General features: G+C 65.5%; 21 protein-coding genes. 5 read left to right on the forward strand and 16 right to left on the reverse strand.

The genetic code is table 11. The features are described 5' to 3' along the window. Window positions 1-10: 10 nt before the first annotated feature. The 10 genes from ACSYDW_RS09480 to ACSYDW_RS09525 all read right to left on the reverse strand — a co-directional run bounded on the left by ACSYDW_RS09480 (window position 11) and on the right by ACSYDW_RS09525 (window position 12,223). Window positions 11-1,210 (reverse strand): adenosine deaminase, encoded by a 1,200-nt coding sequence (locus tag ACSYDW_RS09480; protein WP_438338658.1) that lies wholly within the window; start codon window positions 1,208-1,210, stop codon window positions 11-13. Between the two features lie 98 nt (window positions 1,211-1,308). Continuing rightward, window positions 1,309-2,019: a DedA family protein gene (locus tag ACSYDW_RS09485; RefSeq protein ID WP_438338482.1), complete on the reverse strand. Its 711-nt coding sequence runs from the start codon at window positions 2,017-2,019 to the stop codon at window positions 1,309-1,311. A gap of 216 nt (window positions 2,020-2,235) precedes the next feature. After that, window positions 2,236-3,549, reverse strand: a complete 1,314-nt coding sequence (locus ACSYDW_RS09490) for a thymidine phosphorylase (RefSeq protein WP_438338483.1) — start codon at window positions 3,547-3,549, stop codon at window positions 2,236-2,238. Window positions 3,550-3,624: 75 nt separating this feature from the next. Continuing rightward, a complete protein-coding gene (locus ACSYDW_RS09495; RefSeq protein WP_438338484.1) occupies window positions 3,625-4,026 on the reverse strand; it encodes a cytidine deaminase in 402 nt (133 codons plus the stop codon). Between the two features lie 7 nt (window positions 4,027-4,033). Then, a complete protein-coding gene (locus ACSYDW_RS09500) occupies window positions 4,034-5,320 on the reverse strand; it encodes an ABC transporter permease (protein ID WP_438338485.1) in 1,287 nt (428 codons plus the stop codon). Further along, window positions 5,317-6,600 carry an ABC transporter permease gene (locus ACSYDW_RS09505; protein WP_438338486.1) on the reverse strand — a complete coding sequence of 428 codons (1,284 nt, stop codon included), beginning with the start codon at window positions 6,598-6,600 and terminating at the stop codon, window positions 5,317-5,319. The genes ACSYDW_RS09500 and ACSYDW_RS09505 overlap by 4 nt, the downstream gene beginning before the upstream one ends. Next, the gene (locus ACSYDW_RS09510; RefSeq protein WP_438338487.1) at window positions 6,597-8,141 is read right to left on the reverse strand and encodes an ABC transporter ATP-binding protein; all 1,545 of its coding nucleotides are present in this window, start codon (window positions 8,139-8,141) and stop codon (window positions 6,597-6,599) included. Before ACSYDW_RS09510 ends, ACSYDW_RS09505 begins: the two co-directional genes overlap by 4 nt. Window positions 8,142-8,344: 203 nt before the next feature. Beyond that, window positions 8,345-9,463, reverse strand: a complete 1,119-nt coding sequence (locus tag ACSYDW_RS09515) for a BMP family lipoprotein (RefSeq protein ID WP_438338488.1) — start codon at window positions 9,461-9,463, stop codon at window positions 8,345-8,347. 230 nt (window positions 9,464-9,693) lie between these two features. Continuing rightward, window positions 9,694-10,920 carry an amidohydrolase gene (locus ACSYDW_RS09520; RefSeq protein WP_438338489.1) on the reverse strand — a complete coding sequence of 409 codons (1,227 nt, stop codon included), beginning with the start codon at window positions 10,918-10,920 and terminating at the stop codon, window positions 9,694-9,696. 190 nt (window positions 10,921-11,110) lie between these two features. Continuing rightward, on the reverse strand, window positions 11,111-12,223 hold the full coding sequence (locus ACSYDW_RS09525; protein WP_438338490.1) for a mannose-1-phosphate guanylyltransferase: 1,113 nt from the start codon (window positions 12,221-12,223) through the stop codon (window positions 11,111-11,113). 251 nt (window positions 12,224-12,474) lie between these two features. Between ACSYDW_RS09525 and sdhC the strand changes: the two genes are divergently transcribed. From sdhC to ACSYDW_RS09545, 4 genes are read left to right on the forward strand one after another with little or no spacing between them, the layout of a single operon-like run. Further along, window positions 12,475-12,870 (forward strand): succinate dehydrogenase, cytochrome b556 subunit, encoded by a 396-nt coding sequence (sdhC, locus tag ACSYDW_RS09530; RefSeq protein WP_438338491.1) that lies wholly within the window; start codon window positions 12,475-12,477, stop codon window positions 12,868-12,870. Between the two features lie 3 nt (window positions 12,871-12,873). Beyond that, window positions 12,874-13,320, forward strand: a complete 447-nt coding sequence (locus ACSYDW_RS09535) for a succinate dehydrogenase hydrophobic membrane anchor subunit (RefSeq protein ID WP_438338492.1) — start codon at window positions 12,874-12,876, stop codon at window positions 13,318-13,320. 53 nt (window positions 13,321-13,373) lie between these two features. After that, window positions 13,374-15,161, forward strand: coding sequence for a succinate dehydrogenase flavoprotein subunit (sdhA, locus tag ACSYDW_RS09540; protein WP_438338493.1), 1,788 nt, complete (start codon window positions 13,374-13,376; stop codon window positions 15,159-15,161). Then, window positions 15,161-15,943: a succinate dehydrogenase iron-sulfur subunit gene (locus ACSYDW_RS09545; protein ID WP_387531622.1), complete on the forward strand. Its 783-nt coding sequence runs from the start codon at window positions 15,161-15,163 to the stop codon at window positions 15,941-15,943. Before sdhA ends, ACSYDW_RS09545 begins: the two co-directional genes overlap by 1 nt. 122 nt (window positions 15,944-16,065) lie before the next feature. On the opposite strand, the gene ACSYDW_RS09550 is transcribed toward ACSYDW_RS09545, so the two are convergent. The 6 genes from ACSYDW_RS09550 to ACSYDW_RS09575 all read right to left on the reverse strand — a co-directional run bounded on the left by ACSYDW_RS09550 (window position 16,066) and on the right by ACSYDW_RS09575 (window position 21,459). Further along, a complete protein-coding gene (locus ACSYDW_RS09550; protein WP_438338494.1) occupies window positions 16,066-16,827 on the reverse strand; it encodes a matrixin family metalloprotease in 762 nt (253 codons plus the stop codon). A gap of 438 nt (window positions 16,828-17,265) precedes the next feature. Then, complete coding sequence (locus ACSYDW_RS09555) at window positions 17,266-18,366, reverse strand: YihY/virulence factor BrkB family protein (protein ID WP_438338495.1); 1,101 nt, start codon at window positions 18,364-18,366, stop codon at window positions 17,266-17,268. 52 nt (window positions 18,367-18,418) lie between these two features. Next, window positions 18,419-18,976 carry a 2'-5' RNA ligase family protein gene (locus tag ACSYDW_RS09560; RefSeq protein WP_438338496.1) on the reverse strand — a complete coding sequence of 186 codons (558 nt, stop codon included), beginning with the start codon at window positions 18,974-18,976 and terminating at the stop codon, window positions 18,419-18,421. A 2-nt stretch (window positions 18,977-18,978) separates the two neighbouring features. Then, entirely contained in the window at window positions 18,979-20,013 is a 1,035-nt protein-coding gene (gene trpS, locus ACSYDW_RS09565) for a tryptophan--tRNA ligase (protein ID WP_438338497.1), read from the reverse strand. A gap of 15 nt (window positions 20,014-20,028) precedes the next feature. Beyond that, the gene (locus ACSYDW_RS09570; protein ID WP_438338498.1) at window positions 20,029-20,868 is read right to left on the reverse strand and encodes an exodeoxyribonuclease III; all 840 of its coding nucleotides are present in this window, start codon (window positions 20,866-20,868) and stop codon (window positions 20,029-20,031) included. A 69-nt stretch (window positions 20,869-20,937) separates the two neighbouring features. Next, on the reverse strand, window positions 20,938-21,459 hold the full coding sequence (locus ACSYDW_RS09575; RefSeq protein ID WP_438338499.1) for a hypothetical protein: 522 nt from the start codon (window positions 21,457-21,459) through the stop codon (window positions 20,938-20,940). Window positions 21,460-21,750: 291 nt separating this feature from the next. Between ACSYDW_RS09575 and ACSYDW_RS09580 the strand changes: the two genes are divergently transcribed. Continuing rightward, complete coding sequence (locus ACSYDW_RS09580; RefSeq protein WP_438338500.1) at window positions 21,751-26,235, forward strand: DUF4082 domain-containing protein; 4,485 nt, start codon at window positions 21,751-21,753, stop codon at window positions 26,233-26,235. Window positions 26,236-26,239 lie beyond the last annotated feature (4 nt).

Genomic DNA, 26,239 nt, shown 5'->3' on the forward strand with positions numbered 1-26,239 from the left:
CGTTGGAGTGTTAGTCCTCGTCCTCGTCCTCGTATTCCTCGTCCTCGTCCTCGTCGTATTCCTCGTCGTCCTCGTCCGCCATGGCGGCGTAGGCCTCGTTGATGAACTCGACGAGGACCTCGCGCTCCTCCAGCGGCAGGAAGGAAGCCTCTGCGGCGTTGAGCGTGAGGTCCAGCAGGTCCTCGAGGTCGTAGTCGAAGGCCTCGACCAGCAGCTCGAACTCGTCCGAGATGGTGGTTCCGCTCATCAGGCGGTTGTCCGGGGAGATCGTGACGTTGAATCCGGTCTGCACCAGCAGGTCCACCGGGTGTGCCTCGATGCCCTCGCCGAATTCGGCAGTGGCCCCTGTCTGCAGGTTGGAGGACGGGCAGACTTCCAGGGCGATGCCGCGGTCGCGGACCCAGTTGGCCACGGGGCCCAGGGCCACGAGGCCGGTGTCCTCGCCGACTTCCTCGCCGTCGTCGTCGACGCCGCCGAACTGGATCTCGATATCCTCGGCGATGCGCACGCCGTGTCCCAGGCGCTGGGCGCGCCCCACGATCAGGGCTTCCTTGATGGACTCAAGGCCGGCGGCCTCGCCCGCGTGCACCGTGGTCGGGAAGAAGTTCTCGGCCAGCAGGTCGAAGGCCTCCTTCATGCGCGAGGGCGGGAAGCCGTCCTCGGCACCGGCGATGTCGAAGCCGACGACGCCGCGCGAGCGGTGGCGCAGGGCCAGCTGCGCGATTTCAACGCCGCGGTCGGCGTGGCGCATGGCGGTGATGATCTGGCCGACCTGGATCGGGGTTCCGGCCTCCGTGAGTTCCTCGCTGGCTTCCTCGAGCCCGCGCTGGACGGCCTCGACGGCGTCGTCCAGGCTGAGTCCCTCGCGCAGGTGCTGCTCGGGGGCCCAGCGCACCTCGCCGTAGACCACGCCGTCTTCGACGAGGTCCTCGACGAATTCGCGTGCCACGCGGGTCAGCGCGGCCTTGGTCTGCATCACCGCGATGGTGTGGTTGAAGGTTTCCAGGTAGCGTTCCAGCGACCCGGAGTCGGCGGAGGCCCGGAACCAGGCGCCGAGTTCCTCGGCATGGGTGGAGGGGAGTTCGTGTCCCGCCTCGGCGGCCAGCTCGATGATGGTCTGCGGGCGCAGGCCCCCATCGAGGTGGTCGTGGAGCGAGACCTTGGGCAGGGCCCGGAAGTCGAAGGACGGGTCATAGGCAATGTGGATCATCTCGTCAGTCACCTGCCCAGCCTATCGGGGCTCCCCGGGTTCCGACAGTGGGCCATGCTGAAGTCGGGGCAATTGTTCACTGCTCCGACGCCGCCGGTTCAGGCGGGGCTTTGCCCGGAGTCACCCGGCACGCGCACCGGGGCAGGGCGGGTGGCAGTAGCATCCCCGTCGGCCGGCGCCAGGTCCGGGAAGTCGTGTTCGCTGCCCAGGCGGCCGAAGCGCTTGAGCACTGCGTGCACGACCTTGTCGATGAGGTAGCCCAGGCAGATGGCAAGCACCACCGAGAGCACGATGCCCAGCAGCTTGTTGTCGTGGAACCAGCCGCCGGCGACAACGCCGATCGCCACCGAGTAGCTGGCCCAGGTCAGGCAGCCCATGATGTCGAGCAGGGTGAAGCGCTTGAGCGAGTATCCGGTGGCCCCGGCGCTCAGGTTCACCACCACGCGCCCGATCGGGATGTAGCGTGCCGTGAAGATCAGCATGGCCCCGCGCACGGAGAGTTCCTTGCGGGCGAAGGCGAAGAGCTTGGTGGTGCGCTTGCGGCGCATCCAGGCGAACCTGTCGGTGCCGATGCGCCGCCCGATCCGGTAGGAAATCTGGTCCCCGCTGATCGCTCCGGCGGCACCGACCAGGATCAGCAGGAAGGCGTTGGGCTCGCCGGTGCTTGCCGCGACGGCCCCGAGGGCCACCAGCAGCGTCTCGCTGGGCAGGATCGGGAGGAACCCGTCGATGAGGCAGAAGACGTAGACGATCGGCAAAATCCACCAGGCGTTTGCCGCGTGGACTATGGCCTCGTTGATGAGATCCACTTTTCTACCGACTTTCCCTGGAACTGACCGTGCTGACTCCTGCCGTTGCACTGCGGGGAGAACCCCACCTGCAACCATTCAATACCAATTTTCCCCGATCGATGCCACCGCGTGAATCCATCCAAGGGATGAACCCGGGCGGGACCCGGGGATGAGTCAGGGTCAACCCCGGGTCCCGCCATGTCGTTGAGGATCCCGTGACCAGGAATCCGTGGATCAGGAACCGGCGATCCGGTCCAGGATCAGCTCCATGTTCGGGCGGCTGCCGGCCGGCGCTATGACAGCGGCGCCCTCCAGCAGCCCTCGCGCCCGCGCGAAGCGTTCCGGGGTATCGGTGAGCATGGTGGCCAGCGGCTGGCCGCGGCGCACCACGTCGCCGGGCTTGGCATGCAGGCGCACGCCGGCCCCCGCCTGAACCGGGTCCTGCCGGCGGGCACGCCCGGCGCCCAGGCGCCAGGCGGCGACGCCCACGTCCAGTGCGTCCAGGGAGGTGAGCACGCCGTCGGCCGGTGCGTAGACGGTCTCCGACTCCTTGGCCACCGGCAGCGGGGCGTCGTTGTCCCCGCCCTGCGCGGCGATCATGGCGCGCCACTTGTCCATGGCCCGGCCGTCCTTCAATGCCGCTGCCACGTCCGCGTCGTGGATGCCCGCCCCGGCGAGCATCTCGGTGGCCAGCGCGACGGTGAGTTCCACGACGTCCGCAGGCCCACCGCCGGCGAGCACCTCGATCGATTCCTCGACCTCGATGGCGTTGCCGGCGGTGAGACCCAGCGGGGTGTCCATGTTGGTGAGCAGCGCGACGGTGTGCACGCCCGCGTCGGTGCCCAGGTTCACCATGGTGCGGGCCAGTTCCAGGGCGTTCTCGCGGGTCTTCATGAAGGCGCCGGAGCCGACCTTGACGTCGAGGACCAGCGCGCCGGTGCCCTCGGCGATCTTCTTGCTCATGATCGAGGAGGCGATCAGCGGGATCGCCTCGACGGTGCCCGTGACGTCGCGCAGCGCGTAGAGCTTCTTGTCCGCGGGGGCCAGGCCGGCTCCGGCGGCGCAGATGACGGCACCGACCTCGGAGAGCTGGCGCATCATCGCCTCGTTGCTGATCTCCGCACGCCACCCGGCGATCGATTCGAGCTTGTCCAGCGTGCCGCCGGTGTGCCCGAGCCCGCGGCCCGAGAGCTGCGGGACGGCAACGCCGAAGACCGCGACAAGCGGGGCGAGCGGGAGGGTGATCTTGTCCCCCACCCCGCCGGTGGAGTGCTTGTCCGTGGTGCGCATGACAGCCCCGCCGGGGGTGCGCAGCGAGGAGAAGTCCATGCGCTCCCCCGAGTCGATCATCGCGGAGGTCCACCGGGAGATCTCCGCCCGGTCCATGCCGTTGAGCAGGATGGCCATGTTCAGGGCCGCCATCTGTTCCTCGGCGATGACCCCGCGCGTGTAGGCGTCGATGGTCCAATCGATCTGCTCGGCGCTGAGCGTGCCGCGGTCCCGCTTGGTGCGGATGATGTCGACGGCGTCGAAGTTCTCGGTGCTCATGAATACTCCCTTGGGTGAAGAGCGTGGATAAGGGTGTGCCCCGCCCGCCCTGCTCGGGCGGACGGGGCATTCGGTCTACAGGTTGTGCGGCCCGAAGGCGTCGGGCAGCACCTGGTCCATGGTCCTGATGCCGCGCGGGGTCATCAGCTCGAGGTGCTCCCCGCGGTGCTCGGAGAGCAGCTGCCGGCAGCGTCCGCAGGGCATCAGCGCACCCCCGGAGGCATCAACGCAGTAGAACGCGCGCAGCTTGCCCCCGCCCGTGGCAAAGAGCTCGCCGACCATCGAGCATTCGGCGCACAGCGTGACCCCGTAGGCGGCGTTTTCCACGTTGCAGCCGGAGACGATCCGGCCGTCCTCGGTCAGCGCCGCGGCGCCGACCTTGAACTTCGAGTACGGCGCGTAGGCGCGTTCCATGGCCGCGGACGCTGCCACCCGGAGCGTTTCCCAGGTGGCGGGGTCCAGTGGTGTCGGCTCCATGGCTCCGCTATTCCTTCACGTACGGTTCGCCGTCGGCCGCAGGGGCCTTCGACTTGCCGACCAGTCCGGCGACCGCGAAGATCGTGACGGCGTAGGGAAGCATCTGCATGAACTGGCTCGGCACCGGGGTGCCGAGGATCGTCAGCACGAAGGAGAGGTTCAGCGAGAAGCCGAAGAGCAGCGCCGCGAAGAACGCTCCGATCGGGTTCCAGCGTCCGAAGATCAGCGCGGCCAGCGCGATGAAGCCCTGTCCGGCCGTCATTTCCTTGTTGAAGCTGGAGGAGGTCACGAGCGTGAAGAACGCGCCGCCGATGCCGGCCACCACGCCGGCGAGCACCACGTTCCAGAAGCGCAGTGCGTTGACCTTGATGCCCACGGTGTCGGCAGCCTTCGGGTGTTCGCCGACGGCACGCACGCGCAGGCCCCAGCGGGTCTTGAAAAGGCCGAACCACACGAGGAACACCGCAACATACATGCTGTAGCCCAGGATCGTCTGGTCGAAGAAGATCGGGCCGAAGATCGGGATGTCGGCCAGCACCGGGATGCGGATCACCGAGAACGCCGGCGGCGTGTTGAACTTCTCCGGGTCGGCGACCATCACCGTCGAGAAGAGGAAGCTGGTCAGGCCCGCGACAAGCACGTTGAGCACCACGCCGACGATGACCTGGTTGACCCGGTACTTGATGGCGAAGACCGCCAGCACCATGGACACCAGCACCGAGCCGATGACTGCGGCAAGCACGCCGGCGACGAGCGATCCGGTCATCGAGCCGACGATGGCGGCACAGAACGCGCCGGCCAGCAGCTGGCCCTCGATCGCGATGTTCACCACGCCCGCCCGCTCGCACAGCACGCCGGAGAGCGAGCCGAAGATCAGCGGGGTGGCGAGCATGAAGGAACCTGCGATAAGGCCCGAGAGGTACACGTTGGGGGTGTCGGCGCTGCCGATCGCCCAGACCAGGAACGAGGTGACGAAGACCGCGGCGAAGACCGGCATCATCCACCGGGCCGGCTTGCGCCCGCCGCGGACCAGGACGAAGGCGTAGGCGGCGATGCCGAGCATGACCACGGCGCCGGCCCAGCCCACGAACGTGGTGCCGAGCACCAGGTCGGGGATGTTGATCTTCTGCGAGCCGTCGGTGATGCGGAAGCGCGCATCGGAGTGCGGGCTGCCCAGGGCGAACCCGACAAGGGCCAGCAGGCCCAGCACCAGGTAGGTGACGGGGGCCGCCCAGGAGCGGATCACCGCGGTGTTGGCCGCCGCGGGTGCCGTGGCGATGGTTGCGTGGCTCATGCTGCACCTCCGGTGGCTGCCTTGGCTGCAGCCTTCTTGTTCTTGGGTTTGGACGTGCCGATCCGGAAGATCGAACGAACCAGCGGCGGGGCGGCGATGAACAGCACGATGAAGGACTGGACCACCAGCACGATGTCGATCGGGATGCCGGTGTTGGACTGCATGCCGACGCCGCCGGCGCGCAGTGCGCCGAAGAGCAGCCCGGCGAAGAGGGTGCCGATCGGGTTGGAGCGTCCCAGCAGCGCCACGGTGATCGCGTCGAAGCCGAAGCTTGCCGCGATGCCGCCGGAGAGCGAGCGCTCGGTGCCCAGGATCTGGGCGGTGCCGGCCAGGCCGGCCAGCGCGCCGGCGATCAGCATGGAGAGCAGGTAGGCGCGGCCCACGTTGATGCCCGCGGTCTTCGCGGCGACGGGGTTGGCGCCCACGGCGCGCATCTCGAAGCCGGTGGTGGAGCGGTTCAGCAGCCACCAGGTGAAGGCCACGGCGGCCAGCGCCACCACAAACCCGTAATGCAGGCGGAAGTCCGCACCGAACATCAGCGGGTAGGCTGCCGATTCGGCGATCGGCTCACTGAGCGGGTTGTTGGAGCCCTCTCGCTGGAACCCCGGGGTGGAGAGCAGGTAGAGCAGCAGGTACACGGCGATGTAGTTGAGCATGATCGTCACGATCACCTCGTGTGCGCCGCGGCGGGCCTTGAGGAAACCGGCGATGCCGCCCCAGAGCGCGCCGCCGACGATGCCGGCCAGCACGGCGACCACCAGGTGGATGCCCACCGGCAGGTCGAGGCTGAAGCCGACCCAGCCGGCCAGCGTCGCACCCAGGATGATCTGGCCCTGGGCGCCGATGTTGAACAGGCCCACGCGGAAGGCCAGCGCCACGCCGAGGCCGGCGAGGACCAGCGGGGTGGCGATGGTGAGGGTCTCGGTCAGCGGGTAGATCGCGTCGGAGAAGGTCTCGGCCGAGGTGTTGATGATGCTGGACTGGAACAGCGCGATGTAGGCCTCGGAAACCGAGTCCCACACGGCCGTCAGCATGTCGCTCGGGCGGCTGAAGAAGTAGCTCGCCGTGGAGGTCACACGCTCGTCGGTGGCGGCGATCAGGATCGCTCCGACCAGCAGCGAGAGCAGGATGGCCAGCACGGAGACCAGGCCGTTGCCGGTCATGATGCGCTTGAGCAGCGACTCCCCGGGCTCCGGGTGGTGCTGCGTCGCGGGTGCCGGCGGCGGGGTCACCAGGACGTCGGTGTGTTCTGCCGGAGGCAGGTCTGGGGTGGTGCTCATGCGCGTTCCTTGCCTTCGGTGCCGCTCTGCGACTCGGCTTCTTCGTTGCTTGCCCCGGCCATCATCAGGCCCAGGACGTCCCGCGGGGTGTCCCCGGGGACGATGCCCACCAGCTTGCCCTTGTACAGGACGGCGATCCGGTCGGCGAGTTCGACGACCTCGTCGAGTTCTGTGGAAACGATCAGCACCGGGGTGCCGGAGTCCCGCTCGGCGACGATGCGCCGGTGCAGGAACTCGATCGAGCCGACGTCCACGCCGCGGGTCGGCTGCGAGGCGATGAACAGCTTCAGCGGGCGGGAAAGCTCGCGGGCCATGACGACCTTCTGCTGGTTGCCGCCCGAGAGCGTGCCGGCCTCGGCGTCCGGGCCCTGGGTGCGCACGTCGAACTCGGTGATCTTCTTCAGCGCGTTCTTCAGCATCACGGCGGGCTTCATATTCAGCCCGCTGGCGTACGGTGCCTTGTCGTACTGGTTCAGCACCAGGTTCTCGGCCACCGTGAAGGTGCCGATGACGCCGTCGGTGCTGCGGTCCTCGGGGACGAAGCCGACGCCGGAGTTGATGATCTGCTTGACGGTGCGCCCGATCAGTTCCTTGCCGCCGAGCGTGATGGAGCCGCTTACGTGGTCCATCAGGCCCATGATCGACTCGGTCAGCTCGGTCTGGCCGTTGCCCTGGACACCTGCGACAGCGAGGATCTCGCCCTCGGAGATGCCGAAGTTCACCGAGTCCAGCAGCAGCTGGCCGGTGGAGGAAAGCACGGACAGGTCGTTGACCTTGAAGGTCTCCTCGCCGAGCGTGGGTTCGCCCTTGTTGAGGTTCAGCGAGACCGAGCGGCCGACCATCAGTGCGGCGAGTTCGGCAGCCGAGGCCTCCGGGTCGGCCTTGCCGACGACCTTGCCGCGCCGGATCACCGTGATGGTGTCGGAGATCGCCTTGACCTCGCGAAGCTTGTGGGAGATGAAGACGACGGCGGTACCGGAGTCGCGCAGCTGGCGCATGATGTCCAGCAGCTCGTCGGTTTCCTGCGGAGTCAGCACGGCGGTGGGCTCGTCGAGGATGAGCACCTTGGCGTCGCGGACCAGGGCCTTGATGATCTCCACGCGCTGCTGCACGCCCACGGGCAGGTCCTCGACCAGCGCATCGGGATCGACGCCGAACCCGTAGCGGTCGGAGATCTCGCGGATGCGGGCGCGCGTCTTCTCGAGGTTCAGGATCCCGCCCGGGCCGGTGTCCTCGTTGCCCAGGGCGACGTTCTCGGCAACGGTGAAGACGGGTACGAGCATGAAGTGCTGGTGCACCATTCCGATCCCGGCGGCCATGGCGTCGCCGGGGCCGTTGAACTTCACTGGCTTGTCGTCAATGAGGATCTCGCCCTCGGTGGCCTCGTAGAGGCCGAACAGGACGTTCATGAGGGTCGATTTGCCGGCCCCGTTTTCACCGAGCAGGGAATGGACCTGTCCGGACTCGACGATGACGTCGATGTGGTCGTTGGCAGTGAAGTTGCCGAATCTTTTGGTGATGCCCCGAAGCTCGAGTTTCACGTCTGCTACCCGTTTTCCTTCTCATCCGGCCCACGGGCCGGGGGGTGTTGTGTTGAAGTGGGTCCCGCTGTTTCTACCCTAGTCAAAACGGGCCAGAGGCGGAATGCCCTTGGTTGGGCACAACCAAACGCGCCATCCCGACTTTTCCCATGGGCGGGAAACGGGCCGGAACGACGCGTTTGGCTGGCTACCTTGGTGCTGTGTTACTTGCTCTTCGGGCTGGAAGGCGACTCGACCTTCACGGTGCCCGAGATGATGTCGGCCTTGAGCTGGTCGAGCTCGCTCTTGAGCTCGGCCGGGACCTTGGAGTCGAAATCGTGGAACGGTGCGAGGGAGACGCCGCCGTTTTCCAGGGTTCCGACGTACGGGGTGGAATCGAACTTGCCGTTGACGTCGGCGGTGACCACGTCTTCAACGGACTGGCCCATTTCCTTGACAACCGAGGACAGGACGAACTCGTTGCCCGAGGCCAGGGACTCGAAGCCGTCGGCGTCGACCCAGATGACCTTGACGTCCTTGCCGCCGGCGTTCAGCGACTTCACGGCGTCCATGGTGCCCAGGCCCACGGGGCCCGCGACCGGCATGATCACGTCGGCGCCTTCGTTGGCGAACGTGGTCGTGGCGTTCTTGCCCTTGCCCTGGTCGTCGAAGTCACCGGTGAAGGTGCCCGACTGCTTGGCAACGTCCCAGCCCAGAACCTCAACGTTCTTGGACTTCTTCTCGTTGTAGTAGGCAACGCCGTCGGCGTAGCCGTCCATGAAGATGGAAACGGTCGGGATGTTCATGCCGCCGTAGGTGGCGACCTTGCCGGTTTCCGACATGCCTGCTGCGAGGTAGCCGGCGAGGAATGCGGCCTGGGCCGTGTCGTAGATGATCGGCTTGACGTTGTCGGCCTCGATGGCGTTGTCGTCGACGATCGCGAAGTGCTTCTCCGGGTTCGCGGCAGCGGCGGCCTTTGTCGCATCCGAGAGGAGGAAGCCGACGGTCACGGTGATGTCGCAGCCGCCCTTGACCATGGAGTTCAGGTTCGGGGTGAAGTCGGTTGCAGCCTTCGATTCGGCCTTCTTGACCTGGATGCCCAGGTCCTTCTGTGCCTGCATCAGGCCCTCGTAGGAGGACTGGTTGAAGGAACGGTCGTCGAATCCACCGGCGTCGGAGACGATGCAGCCGGTGAAGTCCGAGGCGCCGGCCGGGGCCGAGCCGCTCGGGGCTGCGGAACCTGACGGGGACGCTTCCGGCGCCGCGCCGCAGGCAGTCAAAACGAGTGCAGAAATGCCGAGCATGGCCGCGGCCATTCCGGACTTGCGCTTGATGTTGCGCATGTAGGTTCCCTCCATTGGGTTACGAGCTACGTGTCACGATCCTGGGGAGGCAAGAGTCTTGCGTTCCACACGACATCGTGTCTGTTGCATTGCCGCTAGGCACCGGGTGGTGAATCGCATCCGCACCGCAACCCGGAAACGGGGTTTCGGAAACGACGATTTCACATCAACCTAGCCTAGCGCCCAATGTGCCCCGTGAGAGGCCCCAAATGTTACAAGCGCATAACACTCTAAGCGCTTGACGTTGCCCCTTCGGCCAGTCCGTTCAGCTGCGCAATGGCCCTCACGGCGGCCGCGGCCATGACCGTGACACCCACCTCAATTGCCGATTCATCTGGGATGTAATCACCACGGTGCAGGTCGAAGGTCTCCCCTCCGGGGGTGCGCGTGCCCAGGCGCATCATGGATCCGGGGACCTTGTTGGTCATCCAGGCAAAATCCTCCCCGCCCATCGACTGGGGGGTCAGCACGATGGCGGCCGAGCCGATCTCGGCCCGTGCCGAATCCTCGATCAGGTCGGTTTCGTCCTCGCTGTTGATGACCGGGGGAACGCCGCGGGTGTGCTCGAGCTTCACCTCGACGCCGTAGGGCGTTGCGACCTGGCGGACAACCTCGTCCAGCAGGTCCCCTGCACCTTCCCAGGCCTCGCCGTCGAGGCAGCGCATGGTTCCGGCCAGGTAGCCGGTCGCCGGGATGGCGTTGGGGGCGCTGCCCGCGTGGATCTGTCCCCAGACCACGGACACGGCGGAGCGGACGTCGATGCGCCGGCCCAGCACGGCCGGTACGTTGATGGCGATCTGGCTCATCGCGAAGACCAGGTCCTCGGTCAGGTGCGGGCGCGAGGTGTGTCCGCCGCGGCCCGTGAGTTCGATCTTGATGGTGTCGCTGGCGCTGGTGATGGCACCGATGCGCGTGCCGATCTTGCCCGCGTCGATGCGCGGCTCGCAGTGCAGGGCCAGGATGCGCGGCACCTCGTCGAGCACGCCGGCCTCGATGACGGAGAGCGCCCCGCCGGGCATCTTTTCCTCGGCGGGCTGGAAGATCACGCGAATGCGGCCGTTGAGCTTGCCCTCGTCGTCCATGGCCTTGAGCACCTTGGCCACGCCCAGCATCACCGTGGTGTGGATGTCGTGCCCGCAGGCGTGCGCCACACCGTTGACGACCGAGGCGTAGTCGAGCCCGGTTTCCTCGAAGATCGGCAGGGCATCGATGTCGGCGCGCAGGCCCAGGGCGATGGGTCCGGTTCCGATGTCGACGAAGGCTCCGGTGTTCTCCAGCGCGACGGGCTCCAGGCCCACGGCTCGCAGCTGGGTCAGGATGCGTTCGGTGGTCTTGTACTCCACGAAGGAAAGTTCGGGATTGGCGTGCACCTCGCGGCGGAAGTCCACCAACCCTCCAAGAAGGGGGGCCACCCAGGGCTTCACCGAGGGAATCTGCAGGTTTTGATCGATACTCATGCGCACACGAAAGACAATACTTGCTGGGCCCTGCAGCGCCCCGCTTTGCGTGCAAATGTTGCGGTTTCGTGTTGGCACACCGGCCCGGGGAACCAAGCAGCCGCGACGCTGGGCCGGCACAGCAGGGCAGCGAATGGAAGCGGGCCCCGGCAATGCCGGGGCCCGCTTCCATTCCCTGCTCCAACCGGGGTCAGAGGACGTCCATGACGCCGTTCTTCTTCAGGGTGTCGACGGTGTTCTTCACCGACTGTGCGTGTTCCTTGGTCGTCACGAGCAACGCGTCGGGGGTGTCCACGACCACCACATCGTGGATGCCGATCAGCGCGATCACGCGCTTGGAATCGGTGACAACCACACCCGTGGCGTTATCCGAGTAGACGCGCTTGACGTCACCGATCACCGTGACGCCGGTTTCCTCGCTGGCCGGGTTCAGGCGGCCGATCGCGGCGAAGTCCCCCACGTCGTCCCAGTTGAAGACGCCGGGGATGACCGCGACATCGCCAGCCGCGGCGGCGGGCTCGGCGACTGCGTAGTCGATCGCGGTCTTGGGCAGGGTGGGCCAGATCCTGTCCATGGTCGCGTCGCGCTCCGGGGTTTCCCAGGCTGCGGCGATCTCCATCAGGCCCGCATACAGCTCGGGCTCGCTGCGCTCGAGGTGCTTGAGCATGAGAGACACCGGCGCCACGAACATTCCTGCGTTCCAGAGGTATCCCCCGTCGGCAAGGTACCGGCGCGCGGTGTCCTCGTCGGGTTTCTCGACGAACTCCACCACATCGCGCACCGTGGGAGCTCCGGAAATCTCCAGGCGGTCGCCCGCACGGATGTAGCCGAAGGCGGTTGAGGGAAGCGTCGGGCGAATGCCGATGGTGACGACCTTGCCCGTGGCGGCCGTGTGGATGGCCTCGAGAACAGCCTGCTGGAACACCTCGACAGGGCCGATGACCTGGTCGGCGGCGAAAGATCCCATGATCGTTTCGGGGTTGCGGCGGTACAGGATCGCCGCGGCAAGGCCGATGGCGGCGGCAGAGTCCTTCGGTTCCGGCTCGAGCACGAGATCGAGGTCGCTCACTTCGGGGAGCTGGGAAAGCACGGCGGTGCGGTGGGCACGGCCGGTGACGACCATGATGTTCCCGCCGGCCAGCGGGATCAGCCGCTCGTAGGTGGCGCGGATCAGCGTGGATCCGGACCCCGTGAGGTCGTGGAGGAATTTGGGGGCTGCGGCGCGCGAGAGCGGCCACAAGCGTGTTCCGACTCCACCTGCCGGAATCACACCGTGGAATCGAGCCAAGAGTTCAGCGTTCATCCGACTAACGGTAGTGGATTAAGGCTGGGAATGTGCTGATAGGCCCGCCCGGAATAGGGCATCAAAACCTATTCTAATTCCCGGGATTTCCCGGGTTTATGCCAATACACCACTGCTGGCGGTGAGCCTACTCACACATCAACGGGAAACAATGGGCACGCCAGCCCGTGGTGGTCTAAGATCGGGCAAGGAACGCTCGCACTCCGGCGTCAATTTTTTGTGTGGAAGATACACATGCGCCCTTGTGAGTCATGGAGGTTAATTCAGTGTCGAAGACTTCGTCAGGCACCCTCTACCGCGGCCGCGAAGGCATGTGGTCGTGGGTGGGGCATCGCATTACGGGTGTCGTTATTTTCTTATTCCTGTTGGTGCACGTGCTCGACACGTCGCTGGTCCGGGTCTCCCCCGGCGCCTACGACGCCGTCATGGCCACCTACAAGAACCCGCTGATGGCACTGGGTGAAACCGCCCTTGTTGCTGCCATCGTCTTCCACGCGTTCAACGGCTTGCGCCTGATCCTGGTGGACTTCTGGAAGCAGGGAACCAAGTACCAGCGCCAGATGCTCTGGGGCGTCTTGGCCCTCTGGGTCGTCACCATGCTGGCATTCTCCATTCGCCACCTGTCCCTCGCCTTTGGAGGTCACTAAACCATGTCGACACAAATCGCTGCCCCCCGCAGCCAGCGTCTTGACCCGAAGTACTCCCGCGCCACCAAGTCTCGCGGCAGCTTCGAAATGGTTGCATGGCTCTTCATGCGCCTCTCCGGCGTGGCCCTCGTCGTCCTGATCTTCGGCCACCTCTTCACCAACCTCATGGTCGGCGGCGGCGTCAAGGCCATCGACTTCGGTTTCGTTGCCGGCAAGTGGGCCGATCCGGTATGGCAGTTCTGGGACCTCGCCCTGCTCTGGCTCGCAATGCTCCACGGCACCAACGGCGTGCGCACCATCATCAACGACTACGCAGAAAAGCCTGCCACCCGCGTGTGGCTCAAGGGCATCCTCTACGTTGCCACCGTCATCATCGTCATCCTCGGCACCCTGGTGATCTTCACCTTCGATCCTTGCATCCCCGGTTCCGATCTTTCGGTCTGCAAGTAACCTTCGGCCCTCGTTCGCCGAAGTAGAGAATTCAAGAAAAGAGAGCATCAGGTATGCAGGTACATAAGTACGACGTCGTGATCGTCGGAGCAGGCGGCGCAGGCATGCGCGCGGCCATCGAATCCGGCCAGCGCGCACGTACGGCCGTTCTCACCAAGCTTTACCCAACACGTTCGCACACCGGTGCGGCACAGGGTGGCATGTGTGCAGCACTGGCCAACGTAGAAGAAGACAACTGGGAATGGCACACCTTCGACACCATCAAGGGTGGCGACTACCTGGTGGACCAGGACGCTGCGGAGATCATGGCGAAGGAAGCCATTGACGCAGTGCTCGACCTGGAAAAGATGGGCCTGCCCTTCAACCGCACCCCAGAGGGCAAGATCGACCAGCGCCGCTTCGGCGGCCACACCCGCGACCACGGCAAGGCCGCCGTACGCCGAGCCTGCTACGCCGCTGACCGCACGGGTCACATGATCCTGCAGACCCTCTACCAAAACTGCGTCAAGCACAACGTTGAGTTCTACAACGAGTACTACGTACTTGACCTGCTGCTGGTTGAAGAGGACGCATTCCGCGAAGACGGAACCGCCTACAAGCAGAAGCGCGTTGCCGGCGTCGTGTCCTACGACCTGGCAACCGGCGAACTGCACGTCTTCCAGGCCAAGTCCGTGATCTTCGCTTCCGGCGGAGCCGGCAAGGTCTTCAAGACCACGTCCAACGCCCACACCCTCACCGGTGACGGCATGGGCATCGCCTTCCGCAACGGCATTCCGCTCGAGGACATGGAGTTCTTCCAGTTCCACCCGACCGGCCTTGCCGGCCTGGGCATCCTGCTCACCGAGGGTGCACGTGGCGAAGGCGCCATCCTGCGCAACTCGGACGGCGAACGCTTCATGGAGCGCTACGCACCGACCATCAAGGACTTGGCACCGCGCGACATCGTCGCCCGCGCCATGGCCAACGAGGTTCGCGAAGGCCGCGGTTGCGGTCCGAACAAGGACTACGTCCTGTTGGACCTGACCCACCTCGAGCCGGCCCACATCGAAGCCAAGCTTCCGGACATCACCGAGTTCGCCCGCACCTACCTGGGTGTCGAGCCGTTCACCGATCCGGTTCCGGTGTACCCGACCGCGCACTACGCCATGGGCGGCATTCCGACCAACATCGACACCGAGGTCCTCCAGGACAACGACACGGTGATCCCGGGCCTCTACGCCGCCGGCGAGGTCGCCTGCGTTTCCGTGCACGGTTCCAACCGCCTCGGCACCAACTCCCTGCTGGACATCAACGTGTTCGGCAAGCGCGCCGGTGTTGCGGCAGCCAAGTACGCACTTGGCGCCGACTTCGTGGCACTTCCGGAAGACCCGGAGAAGTTCACAGCAACCCAGATCGAATCCATGCTCTCCTCCACAGGAACCGAGCGCGTGGCCCCGATCCGCAAGCAGCTGCAGGACATCATGGACGCCAACGTCCAGGTGTTCCGCGACCAGAAGTCGCTCACCGAGGCCCTCGAGGTCATCGAGGAACTGCGCGAACGCTACAAGAGCGTTTCGGTCCAGGACAAGGGCAAGCGCTTCAACCTCGACCTGCTCGAAGCCATTGAGCTCGGCTTCCTGCTCGACATGGCAGAGGTCATGACCGCTGCCGCGCTGTACCGCAAGGAATCCCGCGGCGGACACTACCGCGAGGACTACCCGGACCGCGACGACGAGAACTTCATGAAGCACTCCATGTGCTACAAGGATGAGGCTGCAGCCACCGAGGGCATTCAAGGTATCCGGATGGAAACCAAGCCCGTTGTCTTTACCCGTTACCAGCCGATGGAGCGTAAGTACTAATGAGCACGGAACTTCCGGAACCAGCATCGAAGATTGAGCTGAAGCCCGGTGTTGGCGGCGGCGGGGAGATCCCGCAGTTCAACATCACCCTGCGCGTTCGCCGGTACCTGCCGGAGACCGGCGCCGAGGCCTACTGGGAAGACTTCGAGCTGACCATGTACGGCACCGACCGCGTGCTGGATGCCCTGCACAAGGTCAAGTGGGACATCGACGGATCGCTCTCGTTCCGCCGCTCCTGCGCCCACGGCATCTGCGGCTCGGATGCCATGCGCATCAACGGCCGCAACCGCCTGGCCTGCAAGACCCTGCTCAAGGACCTGGACCACTCCAAGCCGATCACCGTTGAAGCCATCAAGGGCCTGCCCCTTGAAAAGGACCTCATCGTCGACATGGAACCGTTCTTCCAGTCCTACCGCGAGATCATGCCGTTCTTGGTCAACAAGGGCCACGAGCCCTCGGCCGAGCGCTACCAGTCGGCTGAGGAGCACGCCAAGTTCGAGGACACCACCAAGTGCATCCTCTGCGCCGCCTGCACCTCCTCCTGCCCGGTCTTCTGGACCGACGGCCAGTACTTCGGCCCGGCAGCGATCGTCAACGCGCACCGCTTCATCTTCGACTCGCGCGACGATGCCGGCGACATGCGCCTGGAGATCCTCAACGACAAGGAAGGCGTGTGGCGCTGCCGCACCACCTTCAACTGCTCCGAAGCATGCCCGCGCGGCATCCAGGTGACCAAGGCCATCGCAGAGGTCAAGCAGGCAATCCTGTCCCGCTCGATCTAGCTTCCGGCTGGGTTTGGCAGCAGTGGTCCGGTTCCCTTCGGGGAACCGGACCACTGTCCGTTAACGGGCCAGGCACCGCACCGGCCTCCATGCTCGTTGGTTTCACGGGACCACGGCCATGGCTACAGTTGCGGCACGCACGCCCCGGTGCCCAGCCTGGCCAACCCGGCAAGGTCGCCAGCGGCGAACCCGGTCTGGTGGTTGGGTCCGTCGTACATCAGCTGCTTGGGATCCTTCACGTGGTCAAGTCCCAACACGTGCCCGAACTCGTGCATGATGGCTGCTCGCACGTGGTCCGACCCCTGCTTGTGGCCCAGCATCGAGGTCGAGTCCGGCCCGTCGAGAATGACCTGGCCCGCGGTGCGGACAAGGGGCGTGCCCCTTGCCGAGATGTATGAACTGTTTCCCAGTCCGGCGACGTCGCCGGCGAGCCCCGGGACCTCGGCCGGAGTGGCCCAGGAAACGAGGACCGGTGCCCAACGCTTACCGTAGCGCTCCGGCTGGTACTGGGTTCTCTGCTCGCTCGGACCCTCGGTGGTGGTTCCGTCGTAGATGAACCGGAAGCCGCTGGCAGCCGACACCGCTTCGACGGCCTCGCGGACGAGCCTTTCACCATCCTCCGGTGCACCGTCCGGGCGGATGACGTAGTGGATCGGCCGGCAGGGGTCGTAGGCCACGAATTCCTGACCCTTGTCCGGCGAGGCGTGCAGCCGGTAGGCGGTGGAATCCTGAACCGCCGGCGGGGTGCCCAGCGGCCGGGGCGCAGCATCCACCCCGACAGGAGGGACATCGGACCACGGAAGGTTCGACTGCACCACCGGCAAGACGTGGGTGTTCAGGAGAACTGCCGCACCGCAAATGCCCGCCACAACCACGGTTGCCACAGCGGATTTGCGTTTCGCCCCGGGACGCAGCCATCCCGTGAAAACTCCTCCGCGACGAGGCCGCCCGGCTTCCGCGTTGGTGGCGGTGGTCGTGGTGGAAACGGCGTTCTGCCGCTGTCGTGCCTCCTCGATGGCCCACTGCGGTGCCCTGCTCGAAGCGGAGCGGCGGACATGCCCGTGGCGGACCTTGGTCCCCGGTGCCCGGGTACTCCCGTGCTTCCCTTTAAGACTCGACAAATCTGGCATGCATCCCCCCAAGGTGCATTCAGCAGGTCCCCCAAGGACCATTCGTGCGTAGTCTATCCGAGATCGGTCCGATGTGGCAGGACGTCCCCAAAATCATTCTTGACGTGGCACTTTTCGGACACAACTGCGGGGTGGAAGGAGAAACCGCGGCACGGCTCAGGCAACCGTCGAGTCATCCCCCGGGTGCCGAAGCTAGCTTGTGGTCGTCGCGAGGTCCCGCTTAAGGTCCGCAGCACGCACGCCGACCAGGGCCGCCGAAATCAGGTAGGCCTGGCTCAGCAGGTTGAACCAGACAAACAGGCCGAGGATCACGGCGAACGGTGCCAGCAGGACGTTGTTGGTCAGCGAGGACAGAAGCATGGCGGAGAAGAAGCGCAATATGGTGGCGCCGGCACCGGCGAGAAGCACTCCGGGCCACAGGGCGCCGCGGATCATGACGACCCGTGAGGCAACGCGCAGCAGCACCCATGCGGTCGCGCAATCCAAGGCGAACATCGCCACCACCAGGCCGATCTTCGTCAGCGCGCTGGTCCACACGCCGCCGAGCTTTAACAGCTCTGCCAGCGAGTCGATCATCGACGAGCTCGCGATGGCCAACACGCTTGAGGCGACCAGGGCCACTGCCAGAACCAGCAGCAGCATTGCGTCCCGCAGCTTCGAGACCACGGGGTTGGACCTGTCGCGGTTCAACCCCAGGATGATGCGGATGCCCTCCCGGAGCCCGGCCAGCCACCCCAGGGAGGTGAAGACCAAAGCGGAGAGGGATATGAGAAGCGTCAGGCCGAATCCGCCCAGGCCCAGGAGCTGTTCGGGCTTGGCCAGCCCGCCGTTTCCGGTATCGATAAGGCCCGGCGTGCTTGCGGCGACGATCTCGATGATGCCGTCGCGCAGGATCGGGTTGTCTGCGGCCACCATGCCGAGCACGGCGAACCCGGCGACAAGCATCGCGGCGATCGAGAAGAACATACGGTAGGCGCCGCCGGCTGCCAGCAGCGGTCCGCGCCGTCGCGCATAGAGGTTCCAGACACGCATGGGGTACAGGGCGTTGACCTTGGCCGTCACCACTTTGAAGAACGCCGCGAGGCGCTGGAACAGGGACCCGCCGGCGCGCGCTGCGTAGAGTTCCTGGGTCTTGAGGCGGGTGAAGGATGCCAGCGCACGCGGATCCAGCGGGCTGGGTGGCGGCAACGGCGGGGCTCCGACATAGGGCCGGGCGGCAACGCCCGGGGCCCTGGTTCCCTTTTCGGGGATATCGGGGTCCGCCTCCAGCGGATCGGGCACGGGGTCTTGCATGCGGGGATCCTCGGCGTCAGGCGCCGTGATCATCCGCAGGAGCTTGTCCTTGCTACTCTCCCGGTCCGCCAAGTTCCAGTTCCTCCCGCAGTGACCATTGCCCGGATTCGTCGAGTCCGAAGAGTCCGATGGAAGCCACGGCGAACTCCACCGACTCATCGCGCAGGTCCTCCTGCGCAGCATCCATGAGCTCGTCGTCCACCTCGTGCGCGATTGTCACGTGCGGGTGGTAGGCATAGGCAAGGTCGTGGCCCAGCGGGCCCTGGAGCAGCGCGCCGTGCAGGGCGGTGCAGGCGTCGGTCCCCTCGCGGACGTTCAGGAACACCACGGGGGCTACCGGCCTGAAAGTGCCCGTGCCGTGCAGGCGCACCCGGAAGGGCGCGGTGCAGGCAGCGACCTCACGGACATGCGCTGCGGCGGCGTCCCAGTCCGTCGTCGACCCGGAAACCAGGGTGATGTGCGGTTCCACCAACGCTGCGGCGTCCCCGCCGTAGGTGCTGCGCCAGGCGCGCAGGGCGTCCCGGAACGGGGAGGGGATATCGATCACGACACCCAGCGCCGTGGATCCCACGCCGCCGGTGCCTGCCCGCTCCCCCGTTCCGATGGCCATGGCTAGGAGATCCCGCCCACCGGGGCCATGAAGCCCACGCGCTCGTACACGTCGGCCAGCGTCTTGGAGGCGACCTCGCGGGCCTTGAGTGCGCCGGCGGCGAGGATCGAGTCCAGTTCCGCGGGGTCCTCAAGCAGCTCCAGGGTCCGGGCGCGCACAGGGGCCAGGGCCTCGACCACGGCCTCGGCTACGGCGACCTTCAGGTGGCCGTACATCTTGCCGTCGAACTCGCCGACCAGCGTCGGAATCGGGGTCCCGGTGACGCCGGAGAGGATTTCCAGCAGGTTGGTGACGCCGGGCTTGTTCGCACGGTCGTGCGCGATCACGGTGTCCGCATCGGTCACCGCCGACTTGATGCGCTTGGCGACGACCTTGGGGTCGTCCAGCACGTTGATCAGGCCGTTGGGGCTGGAGGCCGACTTCGACATCTTGGAGGTCGGGTTCTGCAGGTCGTAGATGCGGGCCCCTTCCTTCTTGATGATGGCCTCCGGCACCACGAACGTCTCGCCGAAGCGGTGGTTGAAGCGGTTGGCCAGGTCGCGGGCCAGTTCCACGTGCTGGCGCTGGTCGTCGCCCACCGGGACGCCCTGCGGCTGGTAGAGCAGGATGTCCGCGGCCATCAGGACCGGATAGGTGAAAAGGCCCACCGAGGAGGCCTCGGCGCCGCCCTTGGCGCTCTTGTCCTTGAACTGGGTCATCCGGCTGGCCTCGCCGAAGCCGGTGATGCAGTTCAGGACCCAGGCCAGTTGGGCGTGCTCGGGAACCTGGGACTGGACGAAGAGCGTGGACTTCTCCAGGTCGATGCCGCCGGCGATGTACTGCGCCGCTGTGAAGCGGGTGCGCTTGCGCAGGTCGGCAGGGTCCTGGGGCACGGTGATCGCGTGCATGTCGGGGATGAAGAAGAACGCGTCGTGGTCGTCCTGGGTCTTCACCCAGTTGACAAGGGCACCGAGGTAGTTGCCCAGGTGCAGGGAGTCCGCCGAGGGCTGCATGCCCGAAAGTACGCGGGGACGGGTGGTGGCGAGGGTTTCGCTCATGGGGTGGTGGATCCTTTAGAACTGGTAGTCGACGACCAGCGGTGCGTGGTCGGAGAAGCGCATGTCGTAGCTCGATGCGCGGTCAACGACGGATTTGGTCGCGAGGGAGGCAAGTTCCGGGGTGGCCATGTGGTAGTCGATGCGCCATCCGGTGTCGTTGACGAAGGCCTGCCCCCGCCACGACCACCAGGTGAAGGGGCCGTCGACCTCGCCGGCCAGCTCGCGTGCAACGTCCTTGTAGCCGATCTCCTCGCCGAAGAAGCGGTCGAAGTAGGCGCGTTCCTCGGGCAGGAAGCCCGAACGCTTCACGTTGCCCTTCCAGTTCTTGATGTCCAGCGTCTTGTGGCCGACATTCAGGTCGCCGACGACCAGCACGTGGTCCTTCTCGGCCTTCAGCGCCGGCAAGTGGTCGACCATCCGGTCGAGGAAGCGGAACTTGTCGACCTGCTTGGGGGTGTCAACCTCGCCCGAGTGCACGTAGGCGCTGACGATCGTCAAGACCTTGCCGTCGGCAAGCTCGAAGTCCGCCTCCACCCAGCGGCCGGTGGCCTCGAAGTACTCGTCGCCGATGTGGTTGCGGGTGGCCACGGGCTCGGTGCGGGAAAGCACTGCGACGCCGGCGCGGCCCTTGTCCTGGGCCTCGGCGTGCAGGATGTGCCAGCCGTCGCCGATGAGTTCGCGCAGGATCGCGTCGGGTGCGCGGACCTCCTGCAGGCACAGGACGTCGAGGTCGCGGGCAGCGATCCAGTCGGCCATGTTGCGCTTGTAGGCTGCGCGGATGCCGTTGACGTTCACCGAGGCAACACGCAGCGCGCCGTCGGACTTGGCCAGGATCTCTTCGGAGGTAGGTATCACGCATTCCACCTTACAGATAGTTGGTACGAGGTGTCGGGGCACGGCCGGGGTGTCGCCCCGGATCACGTGTTAGTCGATGACCTCGCCGGTCATCGGTTCCCCCTGGTTGGCCGGCTTCATCATGTCGCGGGCGTTCGAGGCAGTGATCTCGATGGTCTCGAGGGCTCGGTCGACCATGCCTGCGGCTTCCTCGCCGGCCTGGTGGCGGTACTCGTTCACGACCTTCGTCTGGACCTGGATGATCTTGAAGGAGTGGTCGAGCTTCAGGTCCCGGTTGCGGGTAGCCTCGTCGATGACCACGGGAGCCTGCTGGGGGTCGCCGCCGCGGGCCGCAGCGGCCGCGGTCGCGGCCTTGAGCTGCTCGGACATCTTCCGGGCACCGCGCTTGAGGCCGAAGACCAGGAATGCGGAGAGCAGAAGCCAGCCGAGGGAGATCACCACGACGAACCAGCCGATGACATCGTTCTGGTTCGCGGCGAAGACCACGGCGACCAGGAAGATGGTGACCATGACGGCCAGTGAAAGCGTGGAGGCGTTGATGGTGATTTTCTTGCCCTGCGCGGGGGCGGAGCTGCTGCCGAGTGGTTCCATGCATCCATTCTCTCAAACCCGCGGTGCACGTATCGAATCCGAGTATGAATTACGCTTGTTAGCTTAATTGCCCCATCCCAAGATTGAACCCGATTACGTGTAGTTGGGGCCGTATGTGCGGGTGACCGCACCTTCACAATTTTGGGGAAACGCATGAAACACTCGTCGGGGTTCTCACGCAATGCACACGGGCATCTGTCGCTTACGAGCCGCGGACCTGGCCGAGGGCCGGCCGCCTACAGGAATTCCCGACGATGGTGGGCAGTGGTGTGTTCGCTGGCGATGGTGGCGGTGACCCTCACCGCCCCGAGCTCGGTGGCGGCAGACCCCTGCGCACCAGGTTCGAACAAGATCGTCTGCGAAAACAGCAAGCCCGGCACCGATGCCTCCGTCTGGGACATCCAGGGCGCCGGCGACGCCAGCATCCAGGGGTTCGCCACGGACATCAGCGTCAACGTGGGCCAGAGGATCTATTTCAAGATCGACACCAATGCACGCGAGTACACCATCGACATCTACCGCACGGGCTGGTATCAAGGCCTCGGCGCCCGCAAGATCGCCTCGGTATCGCCAAGCGCCACACTCCCCCAGACCCAGCCCGCATGCCGCAACGACGTGGCGACCGAACTTGTCGACTGCGGCAACTGGGGTGTTTCAGCGAGCTGGAACGTGCCGGCTGACGCCGTCTCAGGCGTGTACGTGGCCAAGCTGCACCGGTCGGACAGGGACGATTCGAGCCACATCACCTTCATCGTCCGCGACGATTCCAGCCATTCCGACGTCCTGTTCCAGACCTCCGACCCTACCTGGCATGCCTACAACACCTACGGAGGATCGGACTTCTACCAGGGTGCCGCCAACGGCCGCGCGTACAAGCTGAGCTACAACCGCCCGTTCAACACCCGCGGCGGCATCGAGGCCCGGGACTTCTACTTCGGCAACGAGTACCCCCTTGTCAGGTTCATGGAACGCAACGGCTACGACGTCAGCTACTTCAGCGGAGTCGATGCCGATCGTCGCGGCAACCTGATGACCAACCACAAGGTGGCCCTGTCCGTCGGGCACGACGAGTACTGGTCGGGAAACCAGTGGAACAACTTTGAAAAAGCCCGTGACGCGGGCGTCAACATTCAGTTCCTTTCCGGCAACGAAGCCTACTGGCGGACCCGCTACGAGGCCTCCACCACCGACGGAGCCGCATACCGCACCATGGTCAGCTACAAGGAAACCTGGTCCAACGCCAAGATCGATCCCAGCACGGAATGGACCGGAACGACCCGCGACCCGCGCTTCGCCTCCGTCGGCTCGGGCGCGGGGCGTCCCGAGAACTCTCTCACCGGAACGCTGTACATGGTCAACAACGGAGACCTTCCCGTGACCGTCAGTTCCCAGGAAGGAAAGAACCGGCTGTGGCGCAACACCCCGCTGACCGGCTTGGCTGCTGGCACCACCAGGGCCTTGGCCCCGCATACCGTGGGCTACGAATCCGACGAGTCCCCGGACAACGGGTTCCGTCCCGCCGGCCAGATCTTCCTCTCCACCACAACCGGCGCGGTTCCCGAATACCTCCAGGACTTCGGCAACACGGTGGCTCCCGGCAACACCAAGCACCACCTGAGCCTGTACCGGGCTTCCAGCGGGGCATTGGTCTTCTCCGCGGGAACGATCCAGTGGACCTGGGGACTTGACCAAACCCACGACGGGGACGGGGCCCCAGCCGACCCCATCATGCAACAAGCCCAGGTGAACCTCTTCGCTGACATGGGCGCCCAGCCGGCGACACTCATGAACGGACTTGTCCCGGCGACCCCGTCCACCGACACCACTGCACCGAGCATCAACGTCTCGACCCCGCCACCGGGTTCGCCGAAGAACGGCAAGAAGTACACCGTCTCCGGAACCGCCGTCGATGCCGGCGGCGGCGTCGTGGCGGGTGTGGAATACTCCACCGATGCCGGTGCCCACTGGCGTCCCGCACAAGGCACCACCAGCTGGACCTTCAGCTACGTGCAGCAGGGCATGGGGACCGATGCCCTGCTGGTCCGTGCCGTCGACGACAGCGCAAACTACCCGTCCACCGCGACAGTTCTCCCGCTCACGGTGGACGGGCCGTACAGCGTATTCGGCGAAACCACTCCTGCCACCCCGGATTCGGGCGACGGCTCCGCCGTCGAGCTGGGGCTCAGGTTCACCCCGTCCGCCAACGGCTTCATCTCCGGTGTCCGCTTCTACAAGAGCACCGCCAACACCGGCACGCACACCGGGACCCTGTGGTCGCGGGCCGGCCAGAAACTTGCAACCGTGACCTTCGTCAATGAAACGGCCAGCGGCTGGCAGGAGGCCAGGTTCAGCGCTCCGGTGGAAGTCGCCTCGGGCACCGAGTACGTGGTTTCCTACTCGACAAGCAAGGGGCACTATGCGGCGCAGGGCTACGCGTGGGCGTATTCGGGCATCGCTGCGGACCCGCTGCGCGTGGCAGGTGGTTTCGGTGCCGACCCGGCCGGGGTCTACGACACCAACGGGAACATGCCGACCAGCAGCTTTGAGCAGGGCAACTACTACGTCGATGCCATCTTCGAAAGCCAGGATGCCTCGGCCCTGAACGCCTACGGCCAAAGCCCCCTCAACACGGCAACCAGCGTTCGTCTGGGCACAACGGTTTCCGCCACGTTGTCCAAGCCCGTGACTGCCTCCAGCGTCCAGGTCACGCTCAAGACCCAGTCCGGGGCTTCCGTCGCCGGCACGACCAGCTACGTGGAGAGCACCCGCAAGGCCACCTTCACCCCTGACGCACCGTTGGCAAACGACACCAAATACACTGCAACGGTTGCCGCCACGGACGCGATCGGAAACCCCATAGCCTCGGGTTCAACATGGTCGTTCACCTCGGTGAAACCGGATGCGGTTCCCGACGCCTGCCCCTGCAGCCTGTACCAGGATTCGACGCTTCCAACCGTCGACCTGATCAACGATGCCACGGACCTGACCTTGGGCATGCGTTTTGCCGTCAAGGCTGCAGGCAGCGTTGACGGCGTCAAGTTCTACAAGGCCGCCGGCAACAACGGGACGCACACCGGAAAGCTGTTCTCCTCGACCGGTACGCTTCTGGCTTCTGTCACCTTCGCCAACGAAAGCGCTTCAGGTTGGCAGTACGCAAAGTTCAGTTCACCCGTGGCCGTTTCCGCGAACACCGAGTACACGGTGGCCTACACGACCCCCGGAACCTACTCGAGTACACCCGGCGGCCTCGGCGACGGGGTGGGCTTCGGACCCATCAATACGTACTTCAGCTCGGGATCCTTCACGTATTCGCTGGGGTTCCCCAACAACAGCACCACCAACAGCTACCTTGTCGATATCTCGTTCACGCCCAGTGCCGCGTCGGCCATCACGCTGACCACGCGCACTCCGGCCGCAGGAGCCGCGGACGTGGGAACCTCCACGACCGTCGGTGCGTCGTTCAGCCAACCGCTGGCGTCCGGAACTACCTTGACCGTGAAGGACGGTTCCACACCGGTGGACGGCACCGTCTCCACGTCGTCGGATGCCAAGACCCTGACCTTTGCGCCGACGAACGGACTGCCTGCGGGCAAGACCCTGACCGTGGAGGTCAAGGGCATCCGCTCGGCACAAGGTGCGGCCCTGGCCGACCAAACCTGGACGTTCAGTACCTTGAGGGCAGACGGGGCCGCTTCGACATTCCTCGGCAACGGTGTTCCCGGTTCCCTTGATCCCTCGGACACCGCTTCGGTCGAACTCGGGTTGCGGTTGCGGACCACCACGGACATCGATGTATCTGCGATCCGCTTCTACAAGGGAAGCCTGAACACCGGCACGCATACGGGGTCGCTCTGGACTGAAACCGGCACCTTGCTGGGGACGGTGACGTTCACCAACGAGAGCAGCACGGGATGGCAGACCGCCGTGCTGGCTGCTCCGGTTCGGATCAGTGCCAATACGACGTTCATAGTTTCGTATCTCGCACCCAACGGTGGCTACGGCTTTACCTCGGGGGACTTCGCCAACCCGCGTACCGTTGGACCGCTCACCACGGTCGGGAGCAATGGCCTGTACGCCTACGGGGCCGGCAACGTGGCCCCGTCGAATACCTGGGGAAACACCAACTACTTCGTGGACCTGGTCTTCAGCGAGGCAACGGCACCCCAATCGCCGACACCGACCCCAACTCCGACTCCAACGCCCACGCCGACCCCAACCCCGACTCCAACTCCGACCTCAACTCCAACGCCCACGCCCACGCCCACGCCAACTCCAACTCCAGCTCCGACCCCAACTCCAACGCCCACGCCGACTCCAACGAACCTTTTCGGCTCCACGCTGCCGCTGGTTTCGGATTCGCTGGATAGCAGGTCGATCGAGGTAGGCCTCCGCTTCAGCACCAAGGTACCGATCAAGGCCGTGGGCGTGAGGTTCTACAAGTCGAGCGCGAACACCGGAACCCACAAGGGAACCATCTGGAACTCGTCGGGCACTGCCCTGGGGACGGTGACATTCACCGGGGAAACGGCCAGCGGATGGCAAAGCGCAAACTTTGCGGTTCCCCTGAACCTGGCCGCCGGGACCTACACGGTGTCCTACTTGGCGCCCAAGGGGCGCGTCTCCACCACGGCGTTGTTCTTCGCCAGTCCGTTCACCGACGGGGTGCTCACTGCCTCCACGAGCAACGGCCGCTACAGGTACGGTTCGGGCGGCACCATGCCGGTATCGACCCGGTTGAACACCAACTACTTCGTGGACCTCATCTACACGAAGTAGCGGG

The organism is Paeniglutamicibacter selenitireducens (assembly GCF_051550675.1).
Taxonomy (GTDB): Bacteria; Actinomycetota; Actinomycetes; order Actinomycetales; family Micrococcaceae; genus Paeniglutamicibacter.

Coding starts and splice junctions, on each gene's coding strand:
- ACSYDW_RS09500 (WP_438338485.1), bottom strand. CDS start 5,320: ATGAGCCACGCAACCATCGCCACGGCACCCGCGGCGGCCAACACCGCG.
- ACSYDW_RS09575 (WP_438338499.1), bottom strand. CDS start 21,459: ATGGAACCACTCGGCAGCAGCTCCGCCCCCGCGCAGGGCAAGAAAATC.
- ACSYDW_RS09520 (WP_438338489.1), bottom strand. CDS start 10,920: ATGAGTATCGATCAAAACCTGCAGATTCCCTCGGTGAAGCCCTGGGTG.
- ACSYDW_RS09490 (WP_438338483.1), bottom strand. CDS start 3,549: ATGAGCACCGAGAACTTCGACGCCGTCGACATCATCCGCACCAAGCGG.
- ACSYDW_RS09495 (WP_438338484.1), bottom strand. CDS start 4,026: ATGGAGCCGACACCACTGGACCCCGCCACCTGGGAAACGCTCCGGGTG.
- trpS (WP_438338497.1), bottom strand. CDS start 20,013: ATGAGCGAAACCCTCGCCACCACCCGTCCCCGCGTACTTTCGGGCATG.
- ACSYDW_RS09535 (WP_438338492.1), top strand. CDS start 12,874: ATGTCGACACAAATCGCTGCCCCCCGCAGCCAGCGTCTTGACCCGAAG.
- ACSYDW_RS09515 (WP_438338488.1), bottom strand. CDS start 9,463: ATGCGCAACATCAAGCGCAAGTCCGGAATGGCCGCGGCCATGCTCGGC.
- sdhC (WP_438338491.1), top strand. CDS start 12,475: ATGGAGGTTAATTCAGTGTCGAAGACTTCGTCAGGCACCCTCTACCGC.
- ACSYDW_RS09480 (WP_438338658.1), bottom strand. CDS start 1,210: ATGATCCACATTGCCTATGACCCGTCCTTCGACTTCCGGGCCCTGCCC.
- ACSYDW_RS09505 (WP_438338486.1), bottom strand. CDS start 6,600: ATGAGCACCACCCCAGACCTGCCTCCGGCAGAACACACCGACGTCCTG.
- ACSYDW_RS09560 (WP_438338496.1), bottom strand. CDS start 18,976: ATGGCCATCGGAACGGGGGAGCGGGCAGGCACCGGCGGCGTGGGATCC.
- ACSYDW_RS09555 (WP_438338495.1), bottom strand. CDS start 18,366: ATGCAAGACCCCGTGCCCGATCCGCTGGAGGCGGACCCCGATATCCCC.
- sdhA (WP_438338493.1), top strand. CDS start 13,374: ATGCAGGTACATAAGTACGACGTCGTGATCGTCGGAGCAGGCGGCGCA.
- ACSYDW_RS09525 (WP_438338490.1), bottom strand. CDS start 12,223: ATGAACGCTGAACTCTTGGCTCGATTCCACGGTGTGATTCCGGCAGGT.
- ACSYDW_RS09545 (WP_387531622.1), top strand. CDS start 15,161: ATGAGCACGGAACTTCCGGAACCAGCATCGAAGATTGAGCTGAAGCCC.